This window comes from Escherichia sp. R1 (assembly GCF_003000935.1).
GTDB classification, from domain to species: Bacteria; Pseudomonadota; Gammaproteobacteria; order Enterobacterales; family Enterobacteriaceae; genus Escherichia; species Escherichia coli.
Window position 1 is genome coordinate 1 of the sequence record NZ_PSRU01000060.1, and the last position, 2,352, is coordinate 2,352.

General features: G+C 43.4%; 4 protein-coding genes, 2 tRNA genes and 1 pseudogene. 5 read left to right on the plus strand and 2 right to left on the minus strand.

The features are described 5' to 3' along the window. The 4 genes from C4F37_RS26920 to C4F37_RS26940 all read left to right on the plus strand — a co-directional run. On the plus strand, nucleotides 1-323 hold a 323-nt coding region (locus C4F37_RS26920), incomplete at its 5' end, for an antitermination protein Q (RefSeq protein ID WP_135167702.1). Nucleotides 324-466: 143 nt separating this feature from the next. Beyond that, a tRNA-Ile gene (locus C4F37_RS26925) sits at nucleotides 467-542 on the plus strand. Nucleotides 543-642: 100 nt separating this feature from the next. Further along, nucleotides 643-716: transfer RNA gene (locus tag C4F37_RS26930), tRNA-Arg, on the plus strand. A 502-nt stretch (nucleotides 717-1,218) separates the two neighbouring features. Continuing rightward, nucleotides 1,219-1,350 (plus strand): DUF3927 family protein, encoded by a 132-nt coding sequence (locus C4F37_RS26940; RefSeq protein WP_000562553.1) that lies wholly within the window; start codon nucleotides 1,219-1,221, stop codon nucleotides 1,348-1,350. A gap of 84 nt (nucleotides 1,351-1,434) precedes the next feature. On the opposite strand, the pseudogene C4F37_RS28115 reads toward C4F37_RS26940, so the two are convergent. Further along, a pseudogene (locus C4F37_RS28115) lies at nucleotides 1,435-1,560 on the minus strand (hypothetical protein); the annotation flags it as partial. A 70-nt stretch (nucleotides 1,561-1,630) separates the two neighbouring features. After that, nucleotides 1,631-1,966: an anti-adapter protein IraM gene (locus C4F37_RS26950; RefSeq protein ID WP_001336019.1), complete on the minus strand. Its 336-nt coding sequence runs from the start codon at nucleotides 1,964-1,966 to the stop codon at nucleotides 1,631-1,633. A gap of 260 nt (nucleotides 1,967-2,226) precedes the next feature. Here C4F37_RS26950 and C4F37_RS26955 point away from each other — a divergent pair. After that, nucleotides 2,227-2,352, plus strand: a 126-nt coding sequence (locus C4F37_RS26955; protein ID WP_106106744.1) for a DUF1737 domain-containing protein, incomplete at its 3' end; no start/stop codon positions are given.

Below are 2,352 nucleotides of genomic sequence, written 5' to 3' on the forward strand. Positions count from 1 at the left end.
TAAAAGTTGCCTGTCCGGAGTGTGGCGGAAAGGGTGAGGTTTCCACCGCCTGTAAGGATTGCCGTGGGCGTGGTGTCGCCATTCATCGTGAAGAGTCGGTAAAACGTGGTATGCCTGTTATCAGAGACTGCCAGCGTTGTGGTGGTCGTGGCTATGAAAGACTACCATCAACGGAGGCATTTAATGCTATATGCGAGGTGACAAACCAGATAACACGCGCGTCATGGGAAAAAACAGTTAAGAAATTCTATGATGCGCTGGTGACCCGGTTTGATATTGAAGAAGCATGGGCTGAGCGGCAGTTAAAAAAGGTAACTAGGTAACAAGGTTGATTTTTCCGGAATCTGTGGTAAATTCGTCATAACAATGGGCTTTTTATGCCTGGCGTTAGAAGAGTTTCTACAACCCGCCGCCGAGCGGGTTTTTTATTGCGGAATTAATTACGGACCGTTATTATTCTGCTCCCGGCCCTTTAGCTCAGTGGTGAGAGCGAGCGACTCATAATCGCCAGGTCGCTGGTTCAAATCCAGCAAGGGCCACCATCACAAACCGCCATTAGCTTATCAGGAAGAGCAGACGACACGATAACAGGGTTGTTGGTGCGGGGGCGGGTCCCCGATGGCGGTCCATTATCGGTATTCAGCGTTGTTAGCTCAGCCGGACAGAGCAATTGCCTTCTAAGCAATCGGTCACTGGTTCGAATCCAGTACAGCGCGCTATATTCATTCTTCCAGATTCCTTCCGGCAGAGCCTTATACTGAAATATACCTGGCTCAGGATATTGTTGAAAATATTTTATGTTTGTCAAAAATAAAAGTTCTGTTAAGTATTGATTGAGTGTTTGTTATACGGTCTAATGGTTTTTTCAGCATTAAATATTTATCATTCATATGGTGTGGGTAGAGTGAATATTGATGAGGCGTCGGGGTGTTTCATCCTTAGGCAGCGTATTGATATAGTCAATGCAGGACGAGCAAAGGCCTTCAGCCGTTTGACAGTTTTGTTCTGTACTCCTGATCGTCTTTCGGGAAGAGACGTTATTATTCTGAATAGTGATGCTATACAGAGGGTTTGCGATGAGTTCATGGTTGCTAATTCAGAATTATTTGCTCTTGTTCAGGAGTACAACAGAATAGCCAGTACCTGTGGTATGGATGAACTTCGGATTACTCATCTGGGGTAGATACATATCTGGATTATCACTTGTTACGGTAAAAAGTGATTGCTTACTGTTTTTGTGAGTGGCATTGCAGCAGCCGGATAATGTCAGTGCTGGCTGACGGTGTGCTGGTGGCGGGTGTGGTGGTTGTTGCTTTCCCGTTGCTGAAAAAGAAAACGCCAGACTGTTAGCCGGGTATCAGTTAGCGGGAGAAATTTTTAAATACTTCACAATTCAGGCGGTTGACTGTTGTCTGGTTTGCGGGGAGTTTGTTAAAAGAAACTGGCATGGTGAATCCCCCTGTGCGGAGGGGCAATCAGCGAGTAGGTATATGGGATAATCGCGGATTCAGGTGCTGGTACTGAATTCACCGGGAGGCACCCGGCACCATGCAATGGCACATAGCGCCACTCTCCAGCCCCTCTCCGGAGGGGCTGTTTATATTGATTTTGTCAGATGTGAGTAAACTCCTTATGGACTTTGTTGTTTTAGTCCATAAGGACATATTTGCAGAGTGCAACGGTTATTAAAGCATTCATTCAATACGTTATCTGTATTTGTAGGACATTCCTGGCTGTTTTTGATTAAATTCCAGAATGTTTTATTGAATGGTGCTACGTTGTAAATGGTTACAGGTAGCACTTTGTTATTGAGCATGATACCTGTGTGAGTCAGTGTAAATATACTTTCAGGAGGTAAGAAAGCATCCGATTGATACCAGATTATTAATTTTATTTTACTCCATATGACTGAAAAAGATATTCCGCATGATGGCTGGATAACTGTATCAATCACAATCCACTTCATTTAGTTTCCTTGTTTATGTCTTGCTGGTGATGTTCTGAAAAGTATAAATGATATTTTTGAATGTAAACCATAGAGCAGAATTATTTTTCTGATGTTGTTTATTGTTTATTTAAATGCAGGGTGGTTTATATCTCGTCTTGTAGTTTATCCATGCATATCTGCTTGATGATGAGGTTTTTATTTAAGGTATGGTTTTGTGTTTTTTCTGTATTACATGTCAGGTATTTTAAAGAATTATTTTTCAGATGGTGGAAAGAACCATGGCATTTAAACACTATGATGTTGTCAGGGCGGCATCGCCGTCAGACCTTGCGAAACGACTGACACAAAAACTGAAGGAGGGGTGGCAGCCATTTGGCAGTCCGGTGGCCATCACGCCTTATACC